This is a genomic window from Tunturiibacter psychrotolerans, assembly GCF_051013365.1.
Classification (GTDB): Bacteria; Acidobacteriota; Terriglobia; order Terriglobales; family Acidobacteriaceae; genus Edaphobacter; species Edaphobacter psychrotolerans_A.
In genome coordinates, this window is the sequence record NZ_CP132941.1 from 3,578,705 (window position 1) to 3,602,207 (window position 23,503).

General features: G+C 58.7%; 16 protein-coding genes. 13 read left to right on the forward strand and 3 right to left on the reverse strand.

Going from position 1 to position 23,503, the window contains the following annotated elements:
- Nucleotides 1-40: 40 nt before the first annotated feature.
- Genes RBB76_RS14910 through RBB76_RS14920 form a run of 3 tightly spaced genes read left to right on the forward strand, consistent with a single transcriptional unit; the run spans nucleotide 41 to nucleotide 3,143 of the window.
- Nucleotides 41-1,003, forward strand: a complete 963-nt coding sequence (locus RBB76_RS14910; protein ID WP_429630115.1) for a glycoside hydrolase family 16 protein — start codon at nucleotides 41-43, stop codon at nucleotides 1,001-1,003.
- Nucleotides 1,000-1,662 carry an rRNA maturation RNase YbeY gene (gene ybeY, locus RBB76_RS14915; protein WP_429630113.1) on the forward strand — a complete coding sequence of 221 codons (663 nt, stop codon included), beginning with the start codon at nucleotides 1,000-1,002 and terminating at the stop codon, nucleotides 1,660-1,662. Before RBB76_RS14910 ends, ybeY begins: the two co-directional genes overlap by 4 nt.
- The gene (locus RBB76_RS14920) at nucleotides 1,659-3,143 is read left to right on the forward strand and encodes a hemolysin family protein (RefSeq protein ID WP_429630111.1); all 1,485 of its coding nucleotides are present in this window, start codon (nucleotides 1,659-1,661) and stop codon (nucleotides 3,141-3,143) included. The genes ybeY and RBB76_RS14920 overlap by 4 nt, the downstream gene beginning before the upstream one ends.
- Before the next feature lie 192 nt (nucleotides 3,144-3,335).
- On the opposite strand, the gene RBB76_RS14925 is transcribed toward RBB76_RS14920, so the two are convergent.
- Together RBB76_RS14925 and RBB76_RS14930 are read right to left on the reverse strand one after the other, a co-directional pair.
- Nucleotides 3,336-3,512: a hypothetical protein gene (locus RBB76_RS14925; protein ID WP_429630109.1), complete on the reverse strand. Its 177-nt coding sequence runs from the start codon at nucleotides 3,510-3,512 to the stop codon at nucleotides 3,336-3,338.
- A gap of 342 nt (nucleotides 3,513-3,854) precedes the next feature.
- Nucleotides 3,855-4,919, reverse strand: coding sequence for a rod shape-determining protein (locus tag RBB76_RS14930; protein WP_281376834.1), 1,065 nt, complete (start codon nucleotides 4,917-4,919; stop codon nucleotides 3,855-3,857).
- A gap of 324 nt (nucleotides 4,920-5,243) precedes the next feature.
- Here RBB76_RS14930 and ald point away from each other — a divergent pair, with 324 nt between their 5' ends.
- The 3 genes from ald to RBB76_RS14945 all read left to right on the forward strand — a co-directional run bounded on the left by ald (nucleotide 5,244) and on the right by RBB76_RS14945 (nucleotide 10,399).
- The gene (gene ald / locus RBB76_RS14935) at nucleotides 5,244-6,356 is read left to right on the forward strand and encodes an alanine dehydrogenase (RefSeq protein WP_429630107.1); all 1,113 of its coding nucleotides are present in this window, start codon (nucleotides 5,244-5,246) and stop codon (nucleotides 6,354-6,356) included.
- Nucleotides 6,357-6,431: 75 nt separating this feature from the next.
- Entirely contained in the window at nucleotides 6,432-9,032 is a 2,601-nt protein-coding gene (locus RBB76_RS14940) for a sensor histidine kinase (RefSeq protein ID WP_429630105.1), read from the forward strand.
- Nucleotides 9,029-10,399, forward strand: a complete 1,371-nt coding sequence (locus tag RBB76_RS14945) for a sigma-54-dependent transcriptional regulator (protein ID WP_429630103.1) — start codon at nucleotides 9,029-9,031, stop codon at nucleotides 10,397-10,399. Before RBB76_RS14940 ends, RBB76_RS14945 begins: the two co-directional genes overlap by 4 nt.
- 21 nt (nucleotides 10,400-10,420) lie before the next feature.
- On the opposite strand, the gene era is transcribed toward RBB76_RS14945, so the two are convergent.
- Nucleotides 10,421-11,470 (reverse strand): GTPase Era, encoded by a 1,050-nt coding sequence (gene era, locus RBB76_RS14950; RefSeq protein WP_429630101.1) that lies wholly within the window; start codon nucleotides 11,468-11,470, stop codon nucleotides 10,421-10,423.
- A gap of 60 nt (nucleotides 11,471-11,530) precedes the next feature.
- On the opposite strand from era, the gene RBB76_RS14955 reads away from it, so the two are divergent.
- The 7 genes from RBB76_RS14955 (at nucleotide 11,531) to RBB76_RS14985 (ending at nucleotide 23,429) form a co-directional block, all read left to right on the forward strand.
- Nucleotides 11,531-12,691 (forward strand): alpha/beta hydrolase-fold protein, encoded by a 1,161-nt coding sequence (locus RBB76_RS14955; RefSeq protein ID WP_429630099.1) that lies wholly within the window; start codon nucleotides 11,531-11,533, stop codon nucleotides 12,689-12,691.
- Between the two features lie 194 nt (nucleotides 12,692-12,885).
- Nucleotides 12,886-14,181 carry a rod shape-determining protein MreC gene (gene mreC / locus RBB76_RS14960; RefSeq protein ID WP_429630097.1) on the forward strand — a complete coding sequence of 432 codons (1,296 nt, stop codon included), beginning with the start codon at nucleotides 12,886-12,888 and terminating at the stop codon, nucleotides 14,179-14,181.
- A 19-nt stretch (nucleotides 14,182-14,200) separates the two neighbouring features.
- Nucleotides 14,201-14,725, forward strand: coding sequence for a rod shape-determining protein MreD (gene mreD / locus RBB76_RS14965; protein ID WP_429630095.1), 525 nt, complete (start codon nucleotides 14,201-14,203; stop codon nucleotides 14,723-14,725).
- An 81-nt stretch (nucleotides 14,726-14,806) separates the two neighbouring features.
- Nucleotides 14,807-16,735 carry a penicillin-binding protein 2 gene (gene mrdA, locus RBB76_RS14970; protein ID WP_429630093.1) on the forward strand — a complete coding sequence of 643 codons (1,929 nt, stop codon included), beginning with the start codon at nucleotides 14,807-14,809 and terminating at the stop codon, nucleotides 16,733-16,735.
- A 15-nt stretch (nucleotides 16,736-16,750) separates the two neighbouring features.
- Nucleotides 16,751-17,851 carry a rod shape-determining protein RodA gene (gene rodA / locus RBB76_RS14975; protein ID WP_429630091.1) on the forward strand — a complete coding sequence of 367 codons (1,101 nt, stop codon included), beginning with the start codon at nucleotides 16,751-16,753 and terminating at the stop codon, nucleotides 17,849-17,851.
- Between the two features lie 588 nt (nucleotides 17,852-18,439).
- The gene (locus RBB76_RS14980; protein WP_429630089.1) at nucleotides 18,440-22,168 is read left to right on the forward strand and encodes an Rne/Rng family ribonuclease; all 3,729 of its coding nucleotides are present in this window, start codon (nucleotides 18,440-18,442) and stop codon (nucleotides 22,166-22,168) included.
- A gap of 268 nt (nucleotides 22,169-22,436) precedes the next feature.
- Complete coding sequence (locus RBB76_RS14985; RefSeq protein WP_429630087.1) at nucleotides 22,437-23,429, forward strand: hypothetical protein; 993 nt, start codon at nucleotides 22,437-22,439, stop codon at nucleotides 23,427-23,429.
- Nucleotides 23,430-23,503 lie beyond the last annotated feature (74 nt).

A 23,503-nucleotide genomic window follows, 5' to 3' on the forward strand; every position in this document is an offset into this window, starting at 1 on the left:
TTAGCCCCCTGCGACATTTAGCACCACCTGCTTCCAAGCGATGACCACCATCGAACCTCCAAGTACTCCCTCCATCTCCACGCACCGCCGCCCCGGCCAGTTGCGCACCCTCACACGCGCCTGCCTCGCGCTCTCTCTCCTAACCGGATTCGCCGCCGTTCTCAAAGCCCAGCCGACTCAACCGCCATCAGGTTGGACCCTGACCTGGAGCGACGAGTTCAACGGCCCCAACGGCGCAACCCCCGACCCCACGAAGTGGACCTACGACATCGGTGGCAGTGGCTACGGCAACCACGAGCTCGAGTCCTACACCAACCGTCCCGTCAACGCCCACCTGCAGGACGGCCACCTCATCATCACCGCCCTCAAAGAAACCCACACCGGTCCCGACGGCATCACCCAGCCCTACACCTCCGCCCGCATTCTCACCAAGGGCCTCTTCTCCGAGCCCTACGGACGCTTCGAAGCCCGCATGAAGCTTCCCACCGGCAAAGGCATCTGGCCCGCCTTCTGGCTCCTCGGCAGCAATATCGACTCCGACCCCTGGCCACAATGCGGTGAGATCGACGTCATGGAGAACATCGGAGACCCCACCCAGATCTACAGCACCCTTCACGGCCCCGGCTACAGCGGCGGCCGCGCCATTCCCGCGCGCTTCACCCTCCCCTCGGGCGAAGCTGTCAACACCGCCTTCCATCTCTACTCCGTCGAGTGGGCCCCCAACGACATCAAGTTCTTCGTCGATGACCACCTCATCACCCACCGCACTCCCGCCGACCTTCCCCCCAACACTCACTGGGCCTTCGACCATCCCTTCTTCATCCTCTTCAACCTCGCCACTGGCGGCGACTGGCCCGGCAATCCCGACCAGACCACACCCTTCCCCCAGCAGATGCTCGTCGACTATGTCCGCGTCTACAAGCCAACTAACACGAAATCCAGCCAAGCCGAGTCCACCCAAAAGCCCCTCGTAACGGCCGCAGCACCGAAGCCCCTTCAATGATCACCATCGAGCAACCATCAAGCCTCAAGGAAAATCTCTCACGCCCCGGCCTGACGAGCTTCCTTAACCGCGCTCGCCTTGCCGTCGGCCTCACAGGCCAGGTCGAGGTCCTGCTCGCCGACGACCCCACCCTCCGTCGTCTCAACAAATCTTTCCGCGGCAAAAACAAGCCTACCGACGTCCTCAGCTTCCCCACGCCCGACGAAATAGCCGACACCCACGCCGGGGACCTCGCCATCTCCCTCGAAACCGCCGCCCGCCAGGCCGCCACCTACGGCCACTCTCTGCGCGACGAAGTAAGAATCCTCCTCCTCCACGGCCTCCTCCACCTCTCCGGCCTCGATCACGAAACCGACAACGGACAGATGGCCGCCCGCGAAGCCACGCTCCGCACCAAACTCAAACTCTCCAACACTCTCATCGAACGCACCACCGCACTCCCGCGAAAGTCGACGACGCACGCCGCCAAAGACAACTCTTCAAGTTTGAAGAAATCGCAACCCAGCTCAACAAAAACATCTTCAACCCCCACGAAAAAGTCGTCATCTCGGCCGAAGGCGGCGCTTGATGCCGCCGCAGTGGAGAGACCCCCGCATTCCGCCCGAACCACCAAAAAACTCAAAGGCACGAAGATTAAAAACAAGCGAGGCGCAAAGTGACTTCCTCTTACGCCTACACCATCGCCCTCCTCCTCCTCCTCGCCATCCTCGCGCTGGCCGCGTACGTCGACCGCATCTATTCCGAGATGGGCAAGTTCCTAGCCCGTGAGTATCAGGACAACATCGACTCCTGGGAGCGCGTCGTCGAACCTCGCCTCCGCCTCGGCCGCGAGTCCATCGCGCTCTCCGCCTCCGTCCTTCGTCAGCTCACCCTCGCCACCCTCGCCCTGCTCTCGGGCCTCCGCCTCTACACCCACGCAACGCTCATCCCAACCCTCGCCCGCATTCCAACCCCCGGCGAGATCCTCCGCGCGGTCTTCGAGCTCATCCTCCTCATCCTCATCTTCGACCGCCTCCTCCCCCAGCTCCTCTTCTCCCGCACCCGCGGCCTTTGGATCAAGCACATCACTCCCTTCCTCCAGGCCCTCTTCTATCTCATCCTTCCCGTCACCCTCCTCCTCGGCCTCCTCCTCTCCATCGCGGCGCTCGCCGAACCCGAAGACACCACCGAAGAAGATCACCCATCCGAAGCCATGGACGCGCTCCTCGAAGCCGGTGAAGAAGAAGGCATCCTCGAAGAGTCCGATCGCGAGCTGGTCCGCTCCGCCGTAGAGTTCGGCGACAAAGTCGTCCTCGAGGTCATGACCCCTCGCCCCGAGATATTCTCCGTCCCCGGCACCCTCACCCTGCAGGAGTTCACCGCCACCATCAACGAGCACGCCTTCTCCCGCGTCCCTGTCTACAACGGCTCGCTCGATCACGTCACCGGCATCGCCTTCGCCCACGATCTCCTCAAGGTCCTCGACGCCGAAGCCAACACCCTCACCGTCGCGCAGATTCAACGCCCGGCCGCCTTCGTGCCTGAGACAAAGAAAGTAGCCGAACTTCTCCGCGAGATGCAGCGCGAAAAACAACACATGCGCATCGTCATCGACGAGTACGGCAGCGTCGCAGGCCTAGTCACCATTGAAGATCTCCTCGAAGCCATCGTAGGCAACATCGCCGACGAGCACGACGAACCCGAAGCCGACGACGAACCCATCCGCGAACCCAACGGCGCCTACGTCGTCTCCGGCTCCTTCGAACTCTCGCGCCTCCGCGACCTCTTCGCCGATCAGTTCGAACAACCGAACCGCAACGGACGCCCCGCCGAAGACAGCGAACCCCACGATCCCGAAGACGAGGCCTTCGAATCAGCGGAAGCCGCTCACTGGAGCGACAGCAGGGAAGACTCAGACGACGCCAAAGACACAAGAGACCTTCGCGAGCCCCGCGACACCCGCGACGACCCCACAGCCGTCCGTCTCCCCGAGCACTACGAATCCACAACCCTCGGTGGCCTCGTCTCCGAGATCGCCGGCCACATCCCCCTCCCCGGCGAAGTTGTCGAAGAAGACGGCCTCCGCCTCGAAGTCCTGGCCAGCACCGACCGCCGCATCGATCGCATCCGAGTCAGCCTCGCCAACCTCCCCGCCGCCTAACCGCAAACCGCAACCGAACCATGCCGTCGCCTATTTCCCACCCGCTGCTAATAACATCCGTCCTCTATTAATTGGTGGGCTCTACCCCTGATTGCATTGTGCGTATGGGGAGAAAGCGGCGCTTTGGCATCATTGTCTTTGTCTGTTTTTATCGTTGACCTTCGTCTCTTTTATTGTTGGCCTTTGTCTGTTTTATTGTTGGTCGTTGTCTGTTTTATTGTTGTCATTCCGCAGCGGAGCGAAGGAATCTGCGGTTGTTGTTGTTCTTGTGGTTGCCGTTGCCCTGCCGCTATTGCCGCTACGGTCGTTCTTGCCGTTGCCGTTCTGGTTGTCATCCCCGAAGGAAACCTGCTGTTCCTCATCTGTCAAGCCCCCAAACCTCTTAATCCATTACGCATCAACAACATCCGCGTGGCGTATCAGTTATCAACGATCCGATATACTGATTACAGTTCATAAAAAAGACCCGGGTTTCCACCCGGGCCATTCTTTTTGCAAACGAAAACTCCGCTAAATCCTTTGTTTGGCCGAATTTAGCCGTAACCCATTTGCTATGAAGAATTTGCAAGGGTCGCTCACCTGTAAAGCGCTAATAATAAAGCACTTACACGAAGGCAACCGGGGGGGGGGGTACCCCTCACCGGCAGAAAAAGCAAAAGCCCCGGAAAAGCTCCGGAGCCCTGGCCTCAACCAAAGTAGAACCAAAGTAGATCAGTCGATAGAGATCTTGCGAAGCAGTTTGAAATCCGACAGCATCTTGCCTGTACCCAGCACCACCGAGGCCAACGGATCATCGGCAATTGAGACAGGAAGCCCCGTCTCTTCACGAATCCGCTTATCCAGATTCTTGATCAGCGCCCCACCGCCCGTCAGCACAATGCCACGGTCGGAAATATCAGCCGAAAGCTCAGGAGGAGTCCGCTCAAGCGCGACACGAATCGCATTGATGATCGTCGCAATGCACTCCGAGAGCGCCTCGCGAATCTCGGAATCTTCAATCGTGATGGTTTTCGGCACGCCCTCGATCAGATTGCGTCCCTTGACCTCCATCGAGATCGGCTTGTCCAGCGGATACGCCGAGCCAAGCGAGATCTTGATCTGCTCCGCAGTCCGCTCGCCGATCAGAAGGTTGTACTTCCGCTTCAGGTACGTCATCACGGCTTCGTCCATCTGGTTTCCGGCCATGCGCACGGAACGCGAGTAGACGATGCCGGCCAGCGAGATCACCGCGATATCGGTAGTGCCGCCGCCGATATCGACAACCATGTTTCCACCCGGCTCGGTAATCGGCAAACCCGCGCCAATCGCGGCCACCATGGCCTGTTCGACCAGGTGAACCTCAGACGCCTTAGCCCGGTAAGCCGAGTCCATAACGGCACGCTTCTCAACCTGAGTGATCTCAGACGGAACGCCAATCACGATGCGAGGATGCACCATCATCTTCCGGTTGTGAGCCTTCTGGATAAAGTAGTTCAGCATCTTCTCGGTGTGACGGAAGTCGGCGATCACGCCGTCTTTCATCGGTTTGATGGCGACAATATTTCCCGGTGTGCGGCCAAGCATCTCCTTGGCTTCTTTGCCGACAGCCTCAACCTCGTTGGTGATCTTATTCACCGCGATGATCGAAGGCTCGTTGACGATGATGCCTTTGCCGTGTGCGAAGACAAGCGTATTCGCCGTGCCCAGGTCGATAGCAAGGTCGCTGGAAAAGAGGCTGAAAAGAGACCGCATATTGTGAATGCGGGAGTAACGCATCTGAAAACTATTCGAAGACATAGGTGTTTGCGATCGATCCTAAAAAGAGACTCACACTAGTGTATTCCTTTAGCAAGCGGTATTTCAGCACCTAATCTAACCAGTTAGCATGCGTCTTCTGTGTTAGTCCCGTTCTGGTTCACATAGCAACCGGCAGCAGAACACCGACAGACAGATGAGAATTCTCACATGACAGCCGAGTCGTACTCTCAAGCGCGAGAAGAGGATCTTCAGCGGTCGGTCATGGAGTGCGCGGTCTGCGAGAGGCTTTCTCATCCTCCTGTGACATCCTTCCAGTGCGAATAGATACAATCAACTAAGCTTCAGCGATGTGGAGACAGACGAATGATTATTGGTGTGCCCAAGGAAGTGAAGGATCACGAGAGCCGCGTAGGAGTAACCCCAGCTGGCGTCAAAGCACTGGTCGAAGCTGGACACAAAGTTCTCGTAGAGCACGACGCCGGTGCATTGTCGGCCATGCCCGACGACGAGTACCAGACAGCAGGCGCCGAGATCGTCGGCTCGGCTCACGATGTGTGGCGGCTCGCCGAGATGGTCGTCAAAGTCAAGGAGCCGGTTGAGAAAGAGTACAAGCACTTCCGCGAGGGCCTTGTTCTATTCACCTATCTCCACCTGGCTCCGCTCAACGACCTGACCGACGCGCTGCTTACGTCGAAAGTCACAGGCATCGCCTACGAAACCGTACGTGATCGCGTCGGCACCCTGCCGCTGCTGACTCCCATGAGCGAAGTCGCGGGCCGCATGAGCGTCCAGGTCGGCGCAGCCTATCTCGAGAAGGAGCATGGCGGCCGCGGAGTCCTCCTGGGCGGTGTTCCAGGCGTACCCCCAGGCAACGTCTGCATCATCGGCGGGGGTATCGTGGGCACGAACGCTGCAAAGATCGCGCTCGGCATGGGCGCGAAGGTCACGCTGATCGATCTGAACCTGAATCGCCTGCGCGAACTGGATGACATCTTCGGTGGCCGCCTCCATACCGTCGCCTCGAACAGCTACAACATCGAACACGCCGTTCGCGATGCCGATCTCGTCATTGGAGGCGTCCTGATTCCCGGAGCGGCCGCCCCAAAAATTGTCACCAAAGCGATGGTGGCGAAGATGAAGAAGGGCGCCGTAATCGTCGACGTCGCCATCGATCAGGGCGGCTGTATCGAGACCGCGCACCCGACGACCCACTCGAATCCCTCGTACGAGGTAAATGGTGTGGTTCACTACTGCGTCACGAACATGCCAGCCGCTGTACCCAACACATCAACCCTCGCGCTCACCAACGCAACCTTCCCCTACGTGCTGAAACTAGCGCGTCTGGGGGCTAACGCGGCCATCAGCGAAGACAAGGGAATTGCAGAGGGCGTCAACACCTTCAACGGTGTATTGACCTACGGCGCAGTCGCTCAGGCGCAAAAGCGCGACTGGCAGGCGGTAGCGAAGCTCGTTTAGCCGCGTGTCTCTTGCGGAATGAACGAAAAACCGATCTCAGCCGCATATAATCGTGGGGACTGAGGGGAGCGGGCCATGGGACCAACTGCGAATCGGCGAAAGATTTGGATCGTCGCTCTCGGTGCGTGCCTGCTCATCCTCTTCGTGGCTCTTGCTACTCTGAACGCTTTTAACACCCAGCTCCCCAAACCAGCGAGCACCCAGCAGACAGTCATCTTCACCGGTCTGTCGATTGTGGCGTTTCTTCTCTTCGTCGCTGTGCTGCTGTTGCTGGTTCGCAACGTGCTAAAGCTGTATGCGGACCAGCGCAGCCGGGTGATGGGTACACGTTTGCGCACCCGCATGTTGTGGGGCGCAGTGCTGGTCAGCCTGGTTCCTATCGCTTCGATGTTTGCATTCAGCTATCAGCTAATGAATCGTGCCGTAGACCGCTGGTTTACGCAGCCTGTCACAGACATGCGTGAAGACAGCAACAACATGGCCCTCGAACTGGCGCATTACACGACAGCGAACGCTCGCGCCGAGGCGGATTCTATCGCCGCTAGCCTTCCCGCGCCACCGGCGGTTGCTCCCGCAGTTCATGAATCGGCCGCCACACGAGGAGCGTCGGGTCGCAACCAGCCCCGTCGCTCGACCCACGGTTCGCCGCACGATCTTGTTCGTCCCGTCGCACCCTCTGCCTCTCATCTGAACCGTGAGGCGATCTCCGAGGTTTTGCGACAGCATGAAATTACCCTGCAGAACGGCTTTGCCATCGTCTATCGCGAAAGTCGGGTCGTCGCTTCGTTTCACCTGCCGCAGCGTGTTGGAGCGACCGCGCAGGTTAAGGTCTGGCTTCCCGATCAGGTGGCCGGCGCAGACACGGAGGAGGCGAGCGCTCACGCCCCTACTGACCCCACGGACGCCGCAATCCTCACCGCCGCCCAGCGCGTCGACCAGCCCGTGTTTTCGCTTGGTGCCACGGACTACGCACTGGGTGCCACTACTTTGAAACAAGGCGAAACCGTTGTCGTAGGCCTGCCTATGCCCTTCGGTATGGCTGCGACCATGACCAATCTGCGTAAGGCAGCAGACGCGTATTGGGTGCTCTACAGCGAGCGTCGTCAGATCAGAGATCTCTACATGCTCCTACTGCTGATGATGACGAGCCTTGCTCTGTTCGCCTCATGTTGGTTGGCGCTTCATCTCTCAAAACAAGTGACGAAGCCGGTTGAGGCTCTTGCTGATGCGATGGAAGCTATTGCGCAAGGCGACTACGGCCACCGCGTGCAGGAGAGTGCAACCGAAGAGCTTGGGGAACTCGTACGCAGCTTCAATCACATGGCCGCCGATCTAGAGGGCAGCCGCCGCGCGGTCGAAGAGTCCACCGTACAACTCAGCGCCGCCAACACTGCGCTTGAGGCGCGACGCGGAGAGCTCGAAACGATGCTCGAGACGATTCCCAATGGCGTAGCGACGCTCGATACGGATCGACGGATAGTCCTCGCTAACCGCGCTCTTAGCGAGATGATGGATCCGGGCGGCCAGCAGCCCTTTTATGGGTTGGTCATGGAAGAGGTCTTTCCGCCTGAGGTCTCCGAGGTACTTGACCGCCTCATTAAACGCAGTCATCGAATGGGTTCGGCCTCGAGTGAGATTGAGATCACAGGCTTTCCCAGAACCTCGGGCGACAGATTTGGCGGAACCATGAATCTCCTCGCTACGGTTGCCTTGCTCGAGATGCCTGCGGCTTCCGAACGCATGCGCCGTGAGCATCAGGGCTACGTAATCGTCCTTGAAAATGCGACCGAACTGCTACGCGCGCAGAAGCAGTCAGCATGGAAAGAAGTGGCCCGGCGTGTAGCCCACGAGATCAAGAATCCTCTTACTCCAATCAGCCTCAGCGCCGAGCAAATTCGCCGTCACATCGACCGCCTCGCCCGCGCTGTCGCCGACGCGATACCACCTAGCAGCGCAGAACCACCTTCCATCGCCGTCATCCGCCGATGTTCTGAGGTCATCACCTCTTCCGTTGAGAGCATGCGTTCACTCGTTGACCAATTTGCCGCACTTGCGGAGTTCCCCACGGCTCGCCCGAAGCCTGCAGACCTCAACACGATCGTCGAAAACTCGTTGGCTTTGTTCGCTGGCCGCATGCAGACGATTCGCATCTCCCGTAAGATGAGCCCCGATCTGCCGCTCGTTATGGCAGACCCAGAGGCCTTGAAGCGCGCCCTCGGTAATCTCATCGACAACGCCGCCGAGGCTATGCAGCAAAGCCTCTATCGAGAGCTGCAAATAAGCACCTGCCTCCTGGACAGCGGAATGGTCGAACTTACCATCGCCGATAGCGGCTCCGGCCTTACGGACGACATGCGAGAGCGCCTCTTCTTGCCGTACTTCTCCACCAAGCAGCGCGGTACCGGACTCGGCCTTGCAATTGCCGCAAAGATCATCCAGGAGCATCAGGGCACTATCCGCGCGGAGAAGAATGAGCCGGCGGGAGCCAGGTTTATCGTCGAGCTTCGCCCAGCCAGTTCACCCGACAGCGACGCTGAGGCACCAGCTATCTTCAGCGCCTATGCCCCTTCCCAAAACGGCCATCACTCGAAAGTTGAAGTCGAATCTTCTCCCGCAACCAACGGCACCAAAGCCGAAGACGACTTTGCCTCCACTCTCCCCAGAGGCCCACAATGAATCACGTACTCATCGTTGACGACGAAGCCGAGATCCGCGAGTCGCTCGAAAGCATCCTTCGAGAAGAAGACTATCTGGTCACCACCGCAGCCACAGCCGGCGAAGCCCTGGAGCTTCTTCGCGACGCTGCCTACGACGTTGTCCTTCTCGACATCTGGCTGCCCGACCGTGACGGCCTCGACACCCTCACCGAAATCCGTCAGATGGAGTCGGCCAACGTCCCCGAAGTCGTAATCATTAGTGGCCACGGCACCATCGAAGCCGCAGTCCGTGCCACAAAACTGGGTGCCTACGACTTTCTGGAAAAACCTCTCTCACTTGATCGCACCCTGATCGTTCTCAAGAACGCCATGAAGGCTCGCCAGATGCGCGAGGACAATCAGGAGTTCTCACGCCAGCTCACCAAAGGAACGGTCACAGGGAACTCTGTTCCCATGAAGGCTCTGCGACAACAGATTAAGCTGATGGCGCCGACCAACGGTCGTGTCTTGATCTACGGTGAATCCGGCGCAGGAAAAGAGCTCGTCGGTCGAGCCATGCACGCCGAGAGTCTGCGCAAAGATCGGCCTTTCGTCGAGCTAAACTGCGCCGCCATTCCCGAGGATTACATCGAGAGCGAACTCTTCGGCTATCGCCACGGAGCGGTCCCAGGCGGACCCACCGAAAAGCGCGGTACCTTCGAGAGAGCTGACGGTGGCACCCTCTTTCTCGACGAGGTCGGTGACATGAGCCTCAAGACACAGGCCAAGGTATTACGTGCATTGGACGAGCAGCGCTTTCTTCCTGTCGGCGCCTCCCATCCCGTCCACGTCGATGTCCGCGTCATCGCCGCGACCAATAAGGATCTTGAGGAAGAGATCGCACGCGGCAACTTCCGCGAGGACCTCTTCTATCGTCTCAACGTCATTCCGTTCTTCGTCCCACCGCTGCGCGACCGCAAGGAAGACATTCCCCTGCTGGTAAAAGAGTTCCTGCAGCAATTTGGTGCGGAGTATGGACGCCCTCACGTGGAAATGACCGACGACGCCCTTGCCGCTCTAAAGCAATATCACTGGCCCGGAAATGTGCGCGAATTGCGCAATCTGGTCGAGCGCGTATTGATTCTCAATCCCAAGACGCAGCGCATCGAACGCAAACATCTGCCCATGCTCGTCTACCGAGACTCCGCCCGAGATGCTAGTAAGAGCAATGGCCGTGAAGAGTTCACCAGCCTTCTGCAGGCCCGCGAAGCCTACGAACGCGACTACATCCTGAAAAAGCTAGATGAGTTCCACGGCAACGTCAGCCGCGCCGCAGAAGGTCTTGGCCTCGAGCGTAGCCATCTCTATCGCAAGATGAAAGCACTCGGCGTCAGCGTTAAGGAATAGACCCGAAACAACTCCGCGCGTTTATTTCTCTTCCGCAGCCTGCTTGGCCGCAATCTCTTCAAGTTGTCTCCGCCAGTCGAGGTCTTCGACAAAGCCTCGGCTGGAGCGCCACTCTTCCTGAACCTTCACAAAGAGTTCGAGAAACACCCGCGTGCCCAGCAGAGATTCGATATCTTTCCGCGCCGCAGTGCCGATCCGTTTCAGCATCTCGCCTTGCTTGCCGATCAGGATCGCCTTCTGGCCCGTTCGCTCGCAGAAGATGGCCGCCGAGATCTTTGTCACAGGCAGCTTGCCGTCCTTCATCTTCTTCATGGAGGCAGGTTCTTCAAACTTTTCAATGACGACCGCGGTCGCATACGGGACCTCTTCGCCGGTCAGCATCAAAATCTTCTCGCGAATCAGTTCGGCGACCAGGAAACGCTCTGGCTGATCGGTGAGTTGATGCTTGGGGAAGTAGCGCTGACCCTCTTTGAGTTGGCCGATGACCTTCTCCAACAGCAGCTCCAGCCCCTCCTTCTTTCGCGCCGAGATCGGAATCACATCCGCAAAGGAATGGAGCGTAGACCAATGCGCTATCAGCGGAAGCAGGTCTTTCTTCGGGATTGCGTCCATCTTGTTGAGCACCAGAATCACTGGGCATTCGAGTTTCTTAATCAGGGAGAGCGCGAAGTCATCTTCGGCAGCGGACATTCCCATCCGTCCGGTTGCCTTCCCGCTGTCTCCTGCACCGGGAGCCTTCGGCAGACGGTGTGTCACATCAACGATAAAGAGAACGGCGTCGCGCGACTCCAACGCATCGTGGACCTCCTGCATCATGCGTTTGTCGAGCTGAGTGTCCGGCTTGTGAATCCCCGGGGTGTCGACCAGTACCACCTGCGCAGCGGGATGCCCAGCGTCGCCCTTGGTCTTCTTCTTCAGCGGAACTTCGAGCACGCCATGGATCCGTGTGCGCGTCGTCTGCGGCTTATGCGTGACGATAGCAAGTTTCTGCCCAAGCAGGGCATTGAGCAAGGTAGATTTGCCCGCATTGGGGCGACCGATGATAGAGACGAAACCGGAGCGGAAGGCCATTCCCTTTATTATGCGCTGTTGTAGTGCCCCAATTCGCAAACCTCGGCTAAACTGGCTCGTATGAAATCCACCAAACTGCGCACTGCTCGCAGAATTGTTCGAGGTTTGGCCCTGCTATCCTCCGCGACCGCACCACTTTTCCTCTCCGCTCAAGCCATCAAACCTTTTTCTTCGATTGAGGTCCATTCTGACCGTACGGTGACCTTCGCCTACAAGGACGCCGCGGCCACGAAGGTTGAGCTCGTCGTCGGCGGTCTACCAAGTAAGCTGCCGATGAAGAAGGATGAGACCGGAGTCTGGAAGGTCACGACGCCCTCACTCCCTCCAGAGATCTATGGTTATCACTTCGAAGCGAACGGTGATTTCCGCCTCGACCCTGCCAATCCCGACACGACGATCAATCTGGTCGATATCGCAAACGAACTCACTGTATCTGGCGATACCCCGCAACTTTGGGAGACGACCAACGTCCCACACGGCATCCTGCACCACTACACGTACACCACGGATACCGTCCTTGGGCTGCCTCAAAACCAGAGCCGTTATTACGTCTATACTCCGCCGGGCTACGATCCGAAGGCTCCACAGCCGTATCCGGTCCTCTATCTGCTTCACGGGTGGAGCGACTCGGACTCAGGCTGGACGGCTGTCGGGCGCGCCGAACTGATCCTCGACAATCTGCTTGCACAAGGCAAGATCAAGCCTATGGTGGTCGTCATGCCGCTCGGCTACGGGGATATGTCCTTCATTCACCAGTTCCATGTATGGGAAGATCCAGCCGCCGTCGACCATAACACCGATCTGTTTGCCAAAGCACTGCTCACCGAGGTTCTCCCGCGCGTCGAGTCTGACTACCATGTCTCGAAGGATCGAAACGACCGCGCCATCGCTGGTCTCTCCATGGGCGGACTCGAAAGCCTCGAGATCGGGCTCTCCCATCCGGATAAGTTTGCGTGGATCGGAGGATTCAGTTCGGCCGTTCACAACCTCGACTACACCCAGAGACTTGCGTCGCTCGATCCCAAAGCTGCAAACCTCCGCCTACTCTGGGTCGCCTGTGGAACCGAAGACTCGCTTATCGAGCCCAATCGCAAACTTATTGATTTTCTTAAAAGTAAGAGTATGCCAGTCCAGCAAATCGAGACGCCCGGCTACCACACGTGGATGGTCTGGCGCGACAACCTGATCCACTTCGCACCGCTGTTATTCCAGCAAAAATAGCTGTTTGGATGCTCCCAGCATTGTTGGCAGAATTGCGAGCGGATGCCTCACAGTGCCAATTCGGGACTAGAGCCTCTTGCCAGTACAACGTTCTGGTGAATAAGAATGTGTGCGGGGTCACGGAAAAGTTGCACTCCGCATCCAGCACGCCACCTCCGCCTGCGCATTACTTCGCAGATAATCAGTGCTAGCGCATGGAATCTTTCTTCACACGCTTCAAGAATGTCCTGGTCCTGGTTGCCATCCTCCTAGCCCAGACCATCGGTCTCGCCGTCCAGGTTCGCCGCCCCGTCGAATCGGGCGCCCCTGACAGCAGCCGGGTCACGCTTATTCGTTACTGGGCCGTCTCCATCGTCACTCCGTTTGAGCGATTCTTCCACGGCATCGGCCACACCGTTCGCTACGGATGGTCCAACTACGTTGACCTCCGTAACACTCGCCAACAAAATCGCGACCTTCAGGATCAGATCGCGCGTCTCCGACTGGAGCAGGCCTCGTTCGCCGAAGACGCCATGCAGGGTCATCGTCTGCAGGCTATGCTGGACTTCCAACAGCACTACGTCTCAAACACTGTTGCAGCCCAGGTGATCGGCACCAGCGGCAACGACCTCTCCCGCGTCATCTATATCGACAAAGGCGCAAAGGATGGCCTCAAGGCCGATCAGGCCGTCATCACCCCGGACGGCATTGTCGGAAAGATTCGCGACGTCTTCCCGCACACCTCTCAGGTGCTTCTTATAAACGACCAGACCTCAGGCGCCGGCGTTCTCCTGGCCACCACGCGCATCCGTGCCATCCTGCGCGGTAGCACCACCGGCCAGATTCTTATCAACAACCTCACCCCCGACGATCGCATCAAACCCGGGGAACAGGTTCTCAGTTCTGGCGGCGATCAGGTCTATCCGCGCGGCCTTCCCGTCGGCACCATCGAGTCCATCAAAGTTGACCCCGACCATCAGCCCTACACCCTCATCCAACTTCGCTCCGCCGCTAATCTGAACCAACTCGAAGAGGTTCTGGTCATCACCGGGACTCAAACCACGCTTTCTGATCAGGCTCAGAAGGATCTTGCTGCTGGAGTCGCCACCGCCGAGACCCAAGCCGCTGCTAAACAACTCGCAGACCAGCAGGCCGCAGAAGCTGCTGCCCGTTCCGCCGCGCAGATCGTAGCTGATCGGCTGCCCAGCATCCACGACGACGCCACCGATGCTAAGGCCGGCGCTGCAACAACGCCCCCTAACACCACGCCTCCGGTCAGCGTGATTCCGAAACCACTTCCAACAATCCACTCCGACCGTTACTCGCCAGGAGCCACCCCGTCGGCTGCTGATCTCAAACCCGGCGCTCCCGAAACCAACAATCCATCAATACCCCAGACTCGCACTCCAGACGCAACAACTCAACCGGCCACACCGAAGCCCGCGCAACCAAAGCCTCGCAAACCTCAGCCCCCATCAGACTCAACCCAGCCACCAAACCCTCAGCCGTAGCAGCTTCTCAAAATAAAAAATGGCCACCCGCAGCTTCACATCCCGTCGAGAGCTAGAGCAGCACAGCTTTCCCCCTGCTGTCGCCCTGTTGGTGCCGCTGGGCGCCATCCTTCTGCAGGCGCTGCTGCCCAGGCCCTTTCCACGCCTCGCCATCCTCGACCTTCCTCTAATCATCACCGTCTTCTTTGCCGTCTCGCGCCGCAATCCCGTCGCCGGCACCCTCACCGGAGCAGCTATTGGTCTCCTCCAGGACGCCCTCACTGCCCAGCCAATCGGTGTCAACGGTATGGCGAAGTCTGTCATCGGTTACATCGCGGCCAGCATCGGTATTCAAATCGATGTGGAAAATCTCACGACACGCATCCTCATAAACTTCGGCTTCTTTCTTATCAATAGCTTCCTGCTCTTCCTCATCAATCGGCGACTCCTTGGACTCACCAACTTCCACATCTATTGGGGCCACGAACTCATTCGCGCTGCGATCAACACAGCGGTTGCCCTCCCTATCTTTTTTCTGCTCGATAACACGAAGAGGAACGAGTAAAGCCCAAATCCAATCGTCTAAAACGTACAACACAACAGTGGTAGACCCGGATGATCAACTCCAGTCGTAGACTGAAATAGCATGGAACTCACTCACCATATCGACCCGAACGACGTCGGCCCCAACGGCAAAGCCGAAAAAGTCTCTGCGGGTAAGCTCCACGCGGCTCAGTACATCGTCGCATTCATCCTCATCATTCTGATCACCGGACTCTGGCGACTTCAGGTGCTCGGCGCTGACAACTTTCGCGCACTGGCCGAGGCCAACCGTATCCGCAAAGTCCCAATCCTGGCCCCCCGCGGCCGCCTCTTCGACCGCGAAGGCCGTCTGCTCGTAGACAACTATCCCTCCGTCTCCTGCTACCTTCTGCGCGAACAAGTCAAAGATCTCGACGCTGACCTACCTCTCATTGCTCAAGGCCTCCACATTCCGATCGAGCAGATCCAGTCCACGCTGCGCCGCTACCAGATCGCCCCGAACTATCAGCCGATTCCCCTCAAGCAGGACATCTCGCCCGACGAACAAGCCTTCATCGCCGCTCACCGCGACGAGCTTCCCGAACTCGAAACCCTCGACGAACAGCGCCGCCTCTACCCTCGTGACGGATTCGCCGCCCATCTCATCGGCTACGTCGGCGAAGTCTCCGAGCAGATGCTCGACGATCCGCGCTACGCTTTTTACTCTCCCGGCGACGTCGTCGGCCGCTCCGGCGTCGAGCAGACCTATGATGCATTGCTACGGGGCAAAGACGGCAGCCGCGACGTCATCGTCAACAGCCACGGCAAAGAGCTCGGCCACCTGGGTCAGGAGCTCGCCGTCCCAGGCAAGGACCTCAAGCTCACCATCGATCTCGACCTCCAGATGGTCGCTGAAAAAGCCATGGAGGGCAAGAACGGTGCGCTGGTTGCCATGGATCCGCACACCGGCGAGATTCTTGCCATGGTCTCGCGCCCTACCTACGATCCCAACCAGTTTTCCGTCCGCCTCACCCGCTCTTATTGGAATCAGGTCATCACTGACCCTAACCATCCCCTGTTGAACAAGACCATCCAGGCACAGCTCGCCCCGGGAAGCACCTTCAAGATCATCATGTCGTTTGCCGGGCTCGAAGAGAACGTCGCCCAGACTATGCGCGTGGTGTGCAACGGCGGCGCCACGTTCTACGGGCACTTCTTCGCCTGCGATAAACATCACGGCATGGTCGATATCGACCACGCGATTCCGTGGTCCTGCGACACCTACTACTACACGCTGGCTGAAAAGCTCGGCATCGACACCATCGCCAGGTATGCCACCGCGGTAGGGCTCTCGCAGAAGACAGGCATCGACTTGCCGGATGAGGCTGCCGGTACCATGCCCTCCACCCAGTGGAAGCTCAAGAACTTCCATGACAAGTGGTTCGCCGGCGAGACCATCTCGGTTGGTATCGGCCAGGGCGCCACCACAGTCACGCCTCTACAGTTAGCCCGAGCTCTGGGCGGCATCGCCTCCGGCGGAGCCCTCAAGCGCCCGCATGTCGTCTTCCCTGACGAGGTTCCTCAAGAGATCGAGGAAAACATCCTCGCCAGCTACCCCGGCTCAGGCGACCGCGTCATCCCAATTACCCCCGCCAACTGGGAGACCATCACCGACGCCATGGCAGCCACCACGACCACGGGCACCGCCGCAGCTGTCCACCTGTCGGGTATCGACTTCGCTGGCAAGACCGGAACCGCCCAGGTTGTCAGCCACAGCGCTGGGGCCACTAGCCTGGGCAAGGGAGCCGAGCGCGCTAACGCCTGGTTTGTGGGCATGGCCCCGCGCCGCAATCCGGACATCGTCGTTGCCGTTCTGTGCGAGCATGGCGGGTGGGGAGCCGAAGCCTCCGCCCCGCTCGCTGCTCAGGTCATCAATGCCTACGTCAACAAGCAGCGCAAACGCGACAACAACATTCGCATCGCCACCACCCCCGAGCCTGCCAAGCCCGAGACCACCGCCAGCGCAACTCCCACCGTGCCGAGCGCCGAATAGGACGGACCAGCCAACATGCCCCGCCTCTCCTCCTACCGTGACTTCGACTGGGTCCTTCTCGGATTCGTGCTTCTGCTCTCGCTCATCTCTGTCCTCGAGATCAAATCGGCAACGCTCCACACCAAGTTCCACGGCTTCGATCACAAGCAGATCCAGTTCCTCGCTGTCGGCTTGGTCCTGATGTTCATCGTCTCGCTCATCGACTACCACCGCATGCTCGACATCGTCCACTGGGCCTACGGCATCAGCATCCTATCCCTGATCGCGGTCCTGGTCGTCGGCACCAAAGTCCTCGGCGGCCGCCGCTGGATCAAGTTTCCCGGCGGTATTCACTTTCAGCCCTCAGAATGGGTCAAGTTAGTCCTCATCGTCGCCGTCGCCCGCTACTTCTGGGGGCTGGCCGGAAAGGAACTAACCTGGGGCGACATCGGAAAGGCAGCCGCCATGGTGATTGTCCCAATGGCGCTAGTGCTCAAGCAGCCGGACTTGGGCACCGCGCTGACGTACCTGCCCATCCTGATCTGCGGCCTCTTCCTCGGAGGTATCCGCTTCAAGCAGGTCGGTCTCGTGCTGCTTGCTTTGGCCATGATCGGCGGCGTTGCCTGGAAGAGCGGCAAACACCTCAAACCCTACCAGCAGGCACGTATCGACGCCTTCATCAATCCCGACTCCGACCCACGCGGCTCCGGCTATCAGATCCGCCAATCCCTCATTGCGGTAGGCTCCGGCGGCATCTGGGGCAAAGGCGCCAACAAGGGAACTCAAACTCAAGGCGATTTTCTTCCGATCCCCTATACCGACTTCATCTTCGCAGCGTTCTGCGAAGAGCACGGATTCGTAGGTGCCATCGGCGTCTTGCTCTTATACTTCCTCATTCTTATGCGTCTCATTCAAAACGCCCAGACCGCCTCCGACTTACCCGGCAGCTTCATCATCATGGGGGTGGTCGCAGTGATCGTCTTCCAGATTGCCGTTAACGTCGGGATGGTCGTCGGCCTCATGCCGGTGACAGGGATTCCCCTGCCCCTGCTGAGCTACGGCGGTTCCTCGGTCCTCTTCACCTTCCTATCGCTTGGAATCGTCATGAACATCCGCATGCGCCGCTTCGTCAACTAGATGCGCATGAGCTTTGTTGACTGAATAGATCCTCGAAAGCGAACAAATCTCGATATTACAGCTAGGTAAATTTCCCGCTGTAGCGGCTTTAGTGCAATACTGTTAGCAACACCTGTTCGGCTGTAGATGCCGCTCAGTGTACCCCGCTACTCGGGCGCACGGTCGCCAGTCAGCGGCAACAAAAGACTTTTTAGAAGAAAAGGCCGGCCAGCCAGAGACATCGATCCGTTGGCCGGACAGGTTTTAGGGAATGATTGCATCCGGATGGCGAACGGCCCCGCCTCAAATCTCTGATTTTGAGGTTGTTTTGGTCACAAACTCCGCATGTCTCGAATTGCTAGAAGCATCCCCCCGTGTCCCCGATCTACCCGGTATCGCCCAATCCGCGCTCTCAGCGAGCGCGCCCAGGGCAGAGCTGTACTCTCACCTCGCACCGGCCGTCGAGTTCTGTTCACGCGCTTCCGCAGCCCGTAATCTGTCCGCCCCACGGTGAGCCAAACCCGGCCCTAAGCCAGGTCAACTCTCGATTGTTCTCTGTCGCGTCTGCCGCTCGAACCTCAAACAGGTCGGGCAGAAAGAGCACAGCGAATGTCAAAAGAAATATACATCTCCAGTACCCCCCACGAGACCCGTCTCGCCATCGTCGAAAATGACGAACTAACCGAAATCTATTACGAGCGCGAGAACGAATACACCCTCGCCGGATCCATCTATAACGGAAAAGTCACCCGCGTTCTGCCGGGCATGCAGTCGTCCTTCGTCGATATCGGCCTTGAGCGCGACGCTTTCCTTTACATCACCGACTTCATGGAAGAGGCCGGCGATTCGGCCGACTTCGACACCAACGGCGACTCCGGCCGCCGGTCCGAAGGCCGTCGCAACAGCAATTCTCCCGTCCTCGAAGGCGCCGTCTCAAGCCCCCCGGACCGCTTAGACCAGACCACTGACTCCGGCCTCCGCTCTTCTGAGCGGACCGACCGCGGCGACCGAAATGGCCGTGGCGATCGTAACCGTGGCGGACGCGGCCGTCGCGACCGCAGCGGAAACCGTGATCGTCAGCCTACCGCCGACCCCCTTGCGCCCACAACGCCCCAGGACACTTACAGCACCCCCGCCGCTGACTTCTTCACCCCAGACCAGCCAACAGAGAACATCGTGACCGACCGCAACGACGGTGGCGATATTGGTGAAGGCGCCCCCGGTGCCGATGGCAGCCGCCGCTGGCGCGGCCGTCGCGGCCGTCGCCGTGGCCGTGGGCCAGGTCAACGCGACGAATCTCCGAACGTCGCCGGTGCAGCTCCGAGCACCGCTCCGAACGAATTCGCTTATGACGAAGAGTCTTTCGACATCGACGGAGCCGCGGCGCCTATCTCCACTCCGACCGCCCCGGCTCAAGTCCCGCCTGTCTACAACGCGGTCGAAACAGTCGGCACCTCTCAGGAAAATACAGATCGCGGCAATCGCGGAAGAGACGACCGTCGCGACCGCAACAACCGGGGAGATCGAAATCGTGGAGACCGCGGCAACCGTGGCGATCGTGGTGGCCGTGATCGCGAACCCCGCATCCCTCGCGGCTTTGCCCCAAAGACCGCGCTCTACGGCGTAGACGATTCACCCGCTTACGGTCAAGCCCCTGAACTCGATGCCACCGCATCCGAGCCCATCGTTCTCCCCGGCGAATCTCTCTCCAAGTACCGTAAGGGCGGAGACGAGCCGGTCGCTGCAGTGTCCAAACCTGTCGAGACCAACGTAATCATCCCGTCCGCTCCCGGGTTCAGCATCCCTGAAGGCTGGGATGGCGGAGCTATTCTGCCCGGTGAAACTCTCTCTCGCCGTCGTCGCCAGGAAAGTCGTAACGAGCCCCGCGCCGAGCACCGACAGGAAACCACCGCTGACTCCCGCAATGACAGCTCCGCGATCCCTCTGCCTCACGCCGAAGTCATTCATGATGCCGATGGATTCAGTGTCACTGATGTTATCGAAGAGCAGCCGGAGGTTGCCCTCGCCGACTCTGCCGATCCTATCCCCATGGACGAGACGCTGCCAGAGGTTCTTGGCGAACCAGCCGAATACGAGCCGACCGACGCCTCCGCCTCTTATCGCATCGATCCCGCAGCTCCCAGCGAGTACCGCCAAAGCGCGCCCGTCCTCGATGCGCCAGAAGAGGTCCAGTCGGAAACCGTCATCGAGTCGCAAGTTCAGGATCACAGCGCAACTCACAGTATCACTCCCGGCCCCGGCGAGTCAGTTGCCCAACTCGAAGTCGAGCCCGCACACACAAGCTACGAACCATTCGACTGGCAGACCCCTGCACCAACTCACGTTGAGCCAAGCGAAACGGCCCCCGCACCACATGAACTGACCACCCTTCACGCCACCGGCGAGATGCACTCCGAAGCTCCAGTCGCTTCCTTCACTCCCGAACATGCGACTGAGACGGTCTCTCCGATTGAACACGAGACAGCCATCGCAAATCCAGCCGACTACGTCATCGCAGATGATGCTGCTCCGCAGCACTTCGCACCTGGCGTCGGCTCGTTCGAAGAGGAAACCCTCGATGAGGAGGACTTCAACACTACCCTCCACGCCAGCTCCATCGAAGAGATGGACGACTTTGAAGAAGAGGAGACTCTCGAGGGCGCCGCCGACCTCGGCACCATGCTCCGCGAGATGTCCATCGACCAGATCACCCGCTCTGGAAACGTAGACGAAGAAGAGGAGGACGACCTCGAAGAAGAGGATGCGGTCTACGATCCTCTCATCGGCGATCTCGAGGAGACGGACGACGAAGAAGACCTCGACGAATCCGACACCGAAGAAGACGTTCTCCACGAAGAGATCGTTGAGGGCGATGAAGTATCACCCTCCAACGGCTTCGATCAGGCCCAGACCGGCGCAGCCGCTGCATCGCCCGACCGCAATCGCGACCAGGATCGTGGCCGTGGCCGCCGTGATGGTCGTCGGGATGGCCGTCGCGGAGACCGTTATGGCCGCAGTGATCGCGGAGACCGTACCGATCGTCCCCGCAACACCGGAGGGGCCGGCGACCGCGAGCGTGCCAATAACGGTGGCCGTGACCGTCGTGGTGGCCGCAGCTCGATGCAGTCAACCAACCTTCCCGCTATCAGCGAACTGCTCAAGCCTGGTCAGGAGATTCTCGTTCAGATCGCTAAGGAGCCCATCGCCAAGAAGGGCGCACGCATCACATCGCACATCGCGCTTCCTGGCCGCTTCCTCGTCTTCATGCCTACGGTCAACCACACCGGAGTCTCTCGCAAGATCGACTCCGATAGCGAGCGTCGCCGTCTCAAGGAGATTCTCCTCAGCGAAAAGGGTGAGGCTGCCGGCGGCTTTATCGTCCGCACTGCTGCATCGGGAGCCAGCGAAGAGGAACTCCGCTCCGACCTCCGCTTCCTCCTCAATCTCTGGGCGGATATCAAGCAGCGCTCCGAATCCTCGAAGTCCCCAGCCCTCATCTACCACGACCTCAATCTCGTCGAACGCATCCTTCGCGATCAGGTCACCGACACCTTCTCCGCCATCTGGGTCGACACCGAAAGCGAATACGAGCGCGTCCTGCGCTTCCTGCAGCGCTTCCAGCCGTCGCTCATTCGTCGCGTCAAGCTCTACACCAAAGAGACTCCGCTCTTCGAGCAGTTCGGCATCACTGAAGAGATCAACAAAGCTCTGCGTTCCAAGGTGTGGCTGAAATCCGGTGGATCTATCGTCATCAACCAGACTGAAGCCCTCGTTGCGATCGACATCAACACCGGCAAGTTCGTCGGCAAGACCGCTCGCCTCGAAGACACCATCGTCAAGACAAACCTCGATGCCATCCCTGAAATCGTTCGTCAGATTCGCCTGCGCGACCTCGGCGGCATCATCATCATCGACTTCATCGACATGGACGAGCGCAAGAACCGCAACAAGGTTATGGCCGCGCTCGAAGAGGAGCTGAAGAATGATCGCGCTCCATCGAAGGTTCTTCAGTTCAACGACTTTGGTCTGGTTGCCATCACCCGCAAGCGAGTCAAACAGTCGCTCGAGCGCACGCTATCCACTACCTGCAACATCTGCACCGGCACTGGAATGGTCAAGTCGCCGGTCACCGTCTGCAACGACATCTACATCGAGATGCGCAAGATGCAGAAGCATCTCGACCGCGGCGATGTCATGCTTCGCGTGAATCCCGATGTCGTCAAACAACTCAAGGCTCCAGGCACGAAGTGGCTTCAGGAGATGGAAGAGATGGTCGGCAAAACCATCCTCGTCAAATCCGACCCCAGCCTCCACCCGGAGCAGTTCGATATTCACTAGATCATTCTTTCGGAGTTCATAGTTGGGCTAAAGCTCAATGACAAAATCTCCGAAAATAGATCAAGATTCTCTCAAGAAACTACGGGCGTCCAATCTTCTTGGATGCCCGTAACTATGCCTCCTTCATTAGCTTGCACCAAGCCGCAAAGTAAAAACTCTGTCCTGATTGTCATCCAAAACGACATTTCCTGCGTCATACACAACAAGCGCGTTACAGTTGGGTTCAAGCCAATGAAGAACCTCGCAGCACCAAGGGAGCTACACAAAGATGCAAACGAAGATCACTGGGAATCGCCTACACCGAATTCTTGGCCACACCGCGGCCGTTACTTTTCTCGCCGCAGCAGGGACCATGGGCCTTCACGCGCAGCAGTCTGCTGGTACTGCAGCAGCTCTGCCGCCAGTCAACCTTAAGACGAGCCTCGCAGCACCGCTCAACCTTTCCGCCCCAGACGACCTGGGCTACAGCAGCAGCACCGGCAGCGCCGAGACTGCCAACGCACTGGACTTCAACCTGAATAGCGACGCGACCCAACCCCCACCGCGTCGTCGTTACAGCCGTCCAAACTATAACGACAGCCGAACCAACTCTGATGGCTCCGCAAAATACACTTTTCTCGTTGGCGGAGGCTTTACCCTACCCACCGGCGCCACGCACGGCGCACTCGACACCAGTTGGAAGCTCCAGGCCGGCGTAGGCCGCAACTTCAACAAGACCTTCGGCGTCATTGCCCAATTCGACTATGACAACTTTGGAGTCAACACTTCAACCCTCAACAATTTGTTGGCAATCTATAACGCTCTTGGGGCAACTGATCAGAATGGCAATCCGCTCACTCAGCTCGGCGGCACCAGTCATGACTGGTCGTTCACGCTCAATCCGATCGTCAACTACTACACCTCGGACACTAAGGGCGCTTATGTAATTGGTGGAGCAGGTTTTTATCATAAGACAGCTAACTTCACCGTTCCAACAATCGGTACTGCTTGCGATTTCTTCGGCTGCTTCCAGTTTAACGCCAACTCAACCATCGACAAGTACACCAGCAATGCCTTCGGTGTGAATGCAGGTCTTGGTTTCACTTATAAAGTCTCCCGCTTCGCTTCAACACGTTTGTACGTGGAAGGTCGCTACGTTTACACCTTTAACTCACAAAGAGACTTCTCTTTGGGAGACGCGAATGGCAACGGCTTCAATGTATTTCCTCAGAACAGCGCACGGACAAGCTACATTCCGATAACCTTCGGTCTTCGCTTCTAACCTTGTCTGCCACGATGGATATAGAAAGAAGAGAGGCCATTGGTCTCTCTTCTTTTGTGCTTCAACTGGGTAGG